5 protein-coding genes and 1 pseudogene are annotated in these 5735 nt (G+C 59.3%); 1 reads left to right on the top strand and 5 read right to left on the bottom strand.

The annotated features are described in order from the left end of the window. Nucleotides 1-6: 6 nt before the first annotated feature. From DU29_RS0126735 to DU29_RS0126745, 3 genes and pseudogenes are all read right to left on the bottom strand, one after another. Nucleotides 7-330, bottom strand: a pseudogene (locus DU29_RS0126735) (solute carrier family 23 protein); the annotation flags it as partial. Nucleotides 331-544: 214 nt separating this feature from the next. Beyond that, nucleotides 545-1375, bottom strand: a complete 831-nt coding sequence (locus tag DU29_RS0126740; RefSeq protein WP_028624461.1) for an arylamine N-acetyltransferase family protein — start codon at nt 1373-1375, stop codon at nt 545-547. Nucleotides 1376-1488: 113 nt separating this feature from the next. After that, nucleotides 1489-2283 carry an exodeoxyribonuclease III gene (locus DU29_RS0126745; protein ID WP_028624462.1) on the bottom strand — a complete coding sequence of 265 codons (795 nt, stop codon included), beginning with the start codon at nt 2281-2283 and terminating at the stop codon, nt 1489-1491. A 168-nt stretch (nt 2284-2451) separates the two neighbouring features. On the opposite strand from DU29_RS0126745, the gene DU29_RS1000000131860 reads away from it, so the two are divergent. Then, nucleotides 2452-2754 (top strand): hypothetical protein, encoded by a 303-nt coding sequence (locus tag DU29_RS1000000131860; protein WP_081832550.1) that lies wholly within the window; start codon nt 2452-2454, stop codon nt 2752-2754. Between the two features lie 65 nt (nt 2755-2819). Here DU29_RS1000000131860 and DU29_RS0126750 read toward each other — a convergent pair whose 3' ends face one another. Together DU29_RS0126750 and DU29_RS01000000130550 are read right to left on the bottom strand one after the other, a co-directional pair. Then, entirely contained in the window at nt 2820-4391 is a 1572-nt protein-coding gene (locus DU29_RS0126750) for a sensor domain-containing diguanylate cyclase (protein WP_028624463.1), read from the bottom strand. Nucleotides 4392-4483: 92 nt separating this feature from the next. Continuing rightward, on the bottom strand, nt 4484-5735 hold a 1252-nt coding region (locus DU29_RS01000000130550), incomplete at its 5' end, for a L,D-transpeptidase family protein (protein ID WP_033051016.1).

A 5735-nucleotide genomic window follows, 5' to 3' on the forward strand; every position in this document is an offset into this window, starting at 1 on the left:
TTAAACCCCCCCCCCCCCGCCACTGCTGACAATTGCCACCATGGTCGCGACGCCGGAGAACGATACGCCCTGCACCAAAGGCAGCTGACAACCGAAGAACGGTAAGCCGAGCGTCTGAAGTAATGTTGCCAGGCCCCCCGCAAACAATGAAGCAGCAATCAATAAACCGATGTCCGCCGGTGACAGCCCGGCCGCCTGGCCGATGATCAATGGCACCGCGACAATGCCGCCGTACATGGTCAGAACGTGTTGCAGGCCGTAAGCCATATTCGCGCCGACCCCGAGGTTTTCGTCCTCAGGCCGTTGGTGTGAAACATGGGGCGTTTTCATGATTGGGGGGTTCCCTGGTTTTTTGTTATGCGCACACTGTATGCAAGACTCACGACAAATGTCTATAGAGTTGTATACAACTCACCAGTCAAATTATGAACAGGCGTTCAAATCTTCCTGAAAACTGGTTGGCGCACGCCACAACATTTCTGCAATAAGCCTGCCGATGTGCGCTCTAACTGCGCCAGCGTGAGGATTGCCCAGGGTTGTCGAATCAGTCAGCAGGTGCGAGCACTCTCGCCAACGCACCCCTGATCTGCGCATCCTCGGGCAGCCGAATGGAGAACTCACGATTCAGCACTTCGGCCAATTCATCCAGCCCGGTTATTTCCCGCCGTTCGGATTCCTGGCCAATCCGATGAATCGCGAAGCTGCCGTTGTTCAACGTGCGACGCCAGCCCTCTCCCGTTCGTGCCACCATCAGTTGCCTGGCAAACGAGGATTGCGGATAGGTCGAGACGTACCAGTTGCCGACGGCGTAATCGATCTCTTCCTGACGGTGCAGATCAAAGATGTACATCGCCCGCCATTCGCTCGCGACCTTGGCGAACAAGGTGTAGCCGTCTTCATGTCGTTCGATTCGATAAGGTTCATGGGGAGTCGCCTGCTCGTCCTCAGTATCGAGCAGCAGTGGCGCCGTGGGCACCATGCCGCCGAACCCGACGTCGGTGATGTAGCGCACGCCCTGCACAACAACAAGGTTCAGGCGGTGGGTGCGTGCCGTCCACGCCCCTTCGGGCTGGCCCATCACCACGCGACCGGTAATGCCGCGCACGTCGTAACCCAGCGTCCGCAGCAGCGCAAAGAACATCCCGTTCAGCTCATAGCAGTAGCCACCGCGACCTTCGTGAAGGAGTTTTTGCTCGATTGATGGCAGGTCGATGAGCACTGGAAGGCCCGCGAGGGTGTTGATGTTTTCGAAAGGAAAAACGCCGGTATGACGCAATTGCAGCTGACGCAGAGTCTCGAGCGTGGGCTGTGGTGGCGTGTCGAAACCGAGGCGTTGCAGGTACAGCGCAGGATTGCTCAAGCGTGGCTCGTTCATTGCGAGATCCTTGTGCAGGGAATCGCGGATATCTCCGCCAATGGTCGCCATGTATAAAGCATAAGCTCCCGGTCACAACAATTGATTCAGGCAATTGCCGTGACTCGGCAAACTCAGCGACGCTTGCGCGTGCCCAACCGGATCCAGGTCGGTGCATGGTCGCTGGCGTGCGGTTCATTGCGCACCCACGCATCAACGCCCGCTTCGTGCAGGTAGGGACTCAATGCCGGATTGAGCAGGAGGTGGTCGATGCGCAACCCGGAATTTTTCTGCCAGTGCTGTCGGAAATAGTCCCAGAAGGTGTAGAGACGGTCTTCGGGGTACAAATGCCGCAGGGAATCCGTCCAGCCCTGATCGAGCAGGCGCTGGTAGCACTCGCGACTTTCCGGCTGCAGCAGCGCGTCCTTGAGCCAAGAGCGCGTGTTGTAAATATCCAGATCGGTGGGCACCACATTGTAGTCGCCGGCCAGCACCACCGGATGTTCACTGCTCTGCAAATCTTTTGCATGGCTGATCAGCCGTTCGAACCACGCCAGTTTGTAGTCGAATTTCGGCCCCGGCTGCGGGTTGCCGTTGGGCAAGTACAAACAACCGACGAGTACGCCGTGCACAGCTGCCTCGATGTAGCGACTTTGGGTGTCGCTGTCATCGCCGGGCAAACCTCGGCGACTCTCAAGTGGTTGCGCATCCCGTGCCAGAATCGCCACACCGTTCCACGACGTTTGCCCTTGCCAGAGCGCGCCATAACCGGCGGCCTCGATGTCTGAGGCGGGAAATGCAGCGTCCACCGATTTCAGCTCCTGCAGACAGACAATGTCCGGCTTCTCCCGCTCCAGCCAGGCCAGCAGATTAGGCAGGCGGGCGCGCATGCCATTGACGTTGAACGTTGCAATTCGCAGATTCTTCACAGGCCAGTGCTCCTGTCGCGGATGATCTTTGTGTGACCTCGCCACATTCGGGTGGTTGCGTTGATTTGGCGCTCTGCTGCGCGACACGACCGCTCGTCATCCAATGGGCACCAACCTCATCGCCGCCGACACCAACATGAAGTAACGACTCACCCTTGGAGACGAACGATGATGAAGATCAAAATCACGCCGTTGCTTCTGGCCGGGTTGCTCTCTGCAGCTTCCGCTACTGCAATTGCAGGCTCTGGCGATGGCGCAGACGCTACCGGCACCAAATCCGGATCGGTCGGCGGCGCTACAACAGTGCCAAACCCGAGCGCCCCCCCGCGTCCTAACACCGATGGCAGCGTTAATCCGACACCCGCGCCACCCGCTGGCGGAAGTGGCGGCACCAGTGGCTCCGGCGCTGGCGGTGGCACGGGTGCAGCAGGTGGCGGCACCGGTGGAGCGGGCGGCGGCACAGGCAGCTGAACGCGCAAAGGCAGCCGATGACGGACATCGTCGGCTGCTTTCTGGATCAGTCCCGCAGTTACCGCCTAACGGTCCGAGCGCATCAACGCCTCGACCGTGCCTTCCATTGAGAGCACCGCTGAGCGGTTGCGACCCGAATGTTTGGCTTGATACAGAGCAGCGTCCGCGCGCTTTATGAACACTTCCTTGTCATCGTGCCCCGTCGGCACGAACGCGTAGCAGCCGAGACTGACCGTGACAAAACCGTTGGGCGAACCGCTGTGACGAATGTTTTGCGCCATGACGCTACGCCTGATCTGTTCGGCAATGGCCATCGCCCCATGGATGTCGGTATCGGATAGCAACACAGCGAACTCTTCACCCCCGTAACGTACGGCGAGGTCCGTCGGGCGCTGGCAGCAACTTTTGACTGCTTTCGCAACTTGTACAAGACAGTGGTCGCCGGCCACGTGTCCGTAGGCATCGTTGTAGCGTTTGAAGTAGTCGATATCGAGCAGGATCAGACTCAACGGCGTCGATTGCCGAGCGCCTCGGCCAAACTCGATGTCGAGCGCTTGCTCGAACAGCCGACGATTACCCAGCCCAGTGAGACTGTCGTGGGTCGCGATCAATTTCAGCGCTTCCTGGGCCTTGCGCAGATCCTTTTCGATGCGTTCACCCACGCGCACCTGACGCACAAACACCCAGCCAAAAAGGCCTACGCCCAGCACGACCAGCGCAACGATCACGGTGGAATGAAATGCAGTGGCGTACCAGTCCTTGAGAATGGCATCTTTCGATGAAGCGGCCGAGACCACTACCGGATAAGCATCGAGCTGACGGAAGCCATGCAGGCGCACGGTGTCATCCAGCACGGAAGGAATCATCGCGTTGCCGGACGTCGCGCCAGCCAGGTATTTGCTGAAGATCTCGCCCTTGGCCAGCGACTTGCCAATCTGTGCCTCCACGAAAGGGCGTCGCGCCAACAGCGTGCCGTCGCTAAGCGCGAGGAACATCGAGCCATCGTTATCGATGCTGAAGCTTTTGAAGAACTGGTCGAAATACGACATCTTGATGCCGGCCATCAACACACCTTGGAACAGGCCACTTTCGTCGTTCACGCGTTTGGAAACCGGGATGATCCATTCGCCGTTCTCGCGACTGCGAATGGCCGGGCCGATGTGCGCAATGGACGACACATTCTGCTGGTGAAACCTGAAATATTCGCGGTCTTCAACACCCGAGCCGCGCGGCAGATCTTCGAACGAGGTGACCACCCACTGGCCCTTCTGATCAAACAGAAACACACCGTGCAGCTGGTTGAGTGCCTGCACCCGGCGGGCAAAGGTTTTGCGTAACAGGGGCTTCTGTTCACCGCTGAAGCCGTCAGCCTGGATCCAGTCTGCGAGGCTGGTCAGCACCAGATCGGCTTTCATGAAAGTATCTTCAGCCTGCTGGGCCATGGCACGCGTGAGGTTTGCAGAGTCCTCTTCAGCCGACGCAAGATCGTGCCGACGCGATTGCTCCAGTTGCAGGTACAACAGACCGCAAAGGCACAGACACACGATGCCGACAAACAGCAGCGCGGCCTTGCGCAGCGGCAGCCGTTTCAATGCAGCGCCGGTGGCATGGCGCGGATCGTCTAGCGAGATAGGCAAAAGCTAGTCCTGCAGGAGTACGGCATGGGCGAAGGCCCGACACTCTTGGAAATGGCACGCCTAGTGTACTTCAAGGCACACACCAGTTGTCCTTACCGCAGATTGCCCGTCGCCACCCTTGCTGCCTGTAAATTCACCACGGGCATTTGCGAAGGCCGATTCAACGCTCTCAACACTGGCGCATCGTAGCCATACACATCGGGCTTGAACGCCACGCGCCCGTCACTGCCCATGTCCACTGTCCAATAGGCGAGCAACACCGGGACTTTGACCGGCAGCAGAATGTTCTGGGTCTTGCCAGTGGCCAGTTGCTTCTGGATACCGGCGCTGTTCCATTTGACCGGGTCGTTGAACAGCAACTCAACCAGTTGCAGCGGATTCTCCACACGAATGCAGCCCGAACTGGTTGCGCGGATGGTTCTGGAAAACAGCTCGCGATGCGGGGTGTCGTGCAGATAGATCGCGTAATCGTTAGGGAAACGGATGACCACCTGCCCCAGCGAGCTGTCCGGTCCGGCGTCCTGGCGCAAACTGATGCCGCGCGGATTGCTCCAGTCGACGGTCGAGGGGTCCAGCACGTTGCCCTCGCGATCGAGCACGCGCATCCGGTGGGCGGCGAGGTAATCGAGATTGCTTTGAACCTTCGGCAGCACGTCTTCCTTGAGGATTGTCGGCGGCACCGTCCAGGTAGGGTTGAAGGTGATGTAGCTGATCTGCGCCTGGAAGATCGGCGTATTGCGCGCCGCCTTGCCGACCTGCACGCGGGAGCGCCATATAGGCTGGCCATCTCGGTACATAGCCACCTTGTAGCCGGCGATATCGACAATCACGAACGTGCCCTGGAGTTTGTAAAGCAGCCAGCGCGCCCGCTCCATGTTGACCCGCACCTGATCGATACGCGCCTCGACCGGCACGTTCAACGCCGCCAGCGTAGTCGCGCCGGCCACGCCGTCGGCGGTCAGGTATTGTTCGTTCTGATATTTTTTCACCGCAGCGGTGACGGCGCCATCGTACTGAGTGCCGCGGATCAGACGCGAATCGAGGAAGCCTGCAGCAACCAGTCGCGCACGCAACTGCGCAACGGCCGGCTCGTCCATGCCAGGTTTAAGCGAATGATCGACCACCACTTTCGGCCAGCCGCCGCGCTCACGAACACTGCGCAATTGTGCCAGGGCCTGGCGTAACCCGACATACACCGCTTCTTGCGGCGGGGCCTGGGCAAACGCTTTTGCCACATCGTGATTGTCCAGAGCGGCGAAAAAAGCGTTGACGTCGTCACGCGGGTCGACACCGTTGGCATCGAAATTCCAGTGATTATCCAGCCGCGCGGGATCGACCTTGCCC

The organism is Pseudomonas sp. Ant30-3 (assembly GCF_000690905.1).
In the GTDB taxonomy this organism is placed as follows: domain Bacteria; phylum Pseudomonadota; class Gammaproteobacteria; order Pseudomonadales; family Pseudomonadaceae; genus Aquipseudomonas.

What these genes read in the sequence shown, in the direction of transcription:
- DU29_RS0126740 (WP_028624461.1), bottom strand. Translation starts at nt 1,375, where the DNA reads ATGAACGAGCCACGCTTGAGCAATCCTGCGCTGTACCTGCAACGCCTC.
- DU29_RS1000000131860 (WP_081832550.1), top strand. Translation starts at nt 2,452, where the DNA reads ATGATGAAGATCAAAATCACGCCGTTGCTTCTGGCCGGGTTGCTCTCT.